The organism is Halomonas sp. TP35, from assembly GCF_052375975.1.
GTDB lineage: Bacteria > Pseudomonadota > Gammaproteobacteria > Pseudomonadales > Halomonadaceae > Vreelandella > Vreelandella citrativorans.
This window is the reverse complement of record NZ_JBQSUZ010000053.1, coordinates 1-211: the sequence shown is the minus strand read 5'-3', so window position 1 is coordinate 211 and position 211 is coordinate 1. Positions and strand designations below refer to the sequence as shown.

Genomic DNA, 211 nt, shown 5'->3' with positions numbered 1-211 from the left:
GGTAGTGTTCAGAATTCTGTGTCACATCTACCCTAAGAGGAAAGAGGTGATGTATGACACAACCAACATTTGACATGGACGCGGCGCTGAAAGCCCTGCGAGAAGGGAAAGATCTCACCGGCAGGGAGGGCATTCTGACGCCGCTCATCAAGCAGTTGACCGAGGCTGCCATGCAGGCGGAGCTCGACGCGCATCTCGACAATCAGGAGAT

The 211-nt window shown here is 54.5% G+C and carries 1 pseudogene; it reads left to right on the top strand.

Annotation, left to right across the window (positions count from 1 at the left end):
* Positions 1–53 precede the first annotated feature (53 nt).
* Positions 54–211 (top strand): annotated as a pseudogene (locus ACT3RU_RS18010) (IS256 family transposase); the annotation flags it as partial.